We start from the raw sequence: 472 nt of genomic DNA on the forward strand, positions 1-472 counted from the left end.
GATGTTGAATATGAATTAACTGCCAAAGAAAATATCTACAGTGCAGTTGATGGTAGTTTACGCTATGCAAAAGGAGCTACTGTTGCCAAAGGAAAAACAGATGCCAATGGAAAACTTGTCATTGATTCGCTATTCATGGGCAAATATGAATTAAAGGAAACTTTAACGAATGAAGGATATGTGCTTTCAGAAAAAGTACATCAAATCAATCTTGAACAAAAAGATCTAACAACTAAAGAATACATTATTACAAAGAACGTCACTAATATTGCCCCTTATGGTGAAATCCATGTACAAAAAAGAGACAGAGACACATTAGAAAATCTTTCAGGTGTTACTTTCCAATTAACAGCAAAAGAAGACATCTATTCACTTGATGGAAGAAATACACTTCTTTATAAAAAAGGCGATGCTGTCTCAATGGATATTTCAGAAAACGGATATTATGTGACTAATGAATTAGGTGAAATTC

The 472-nt window shown here is 32.8% G+C and carries 1 protein-coding gene; it reads left to right on the top strand.

Annotated elements, in window-relative coordinates:
• Positions 1-472: collagen binding domain-containing protein (locus LJD32_RS15710; RefSeq protein ID WP_227403848.1), on the top strand; the 472-nt coding region annotated here is incomplete at both ends.

This window comes from Faecalibacillus sp. TM498, assembly GCF_020589955.1.
GTDB lineage: Bacteria > Bacillota_I > Bacilli_A > Erysipelotrichales > Coprobacillaceae > Faecalibacillus > Faecalibacillus intestinalis.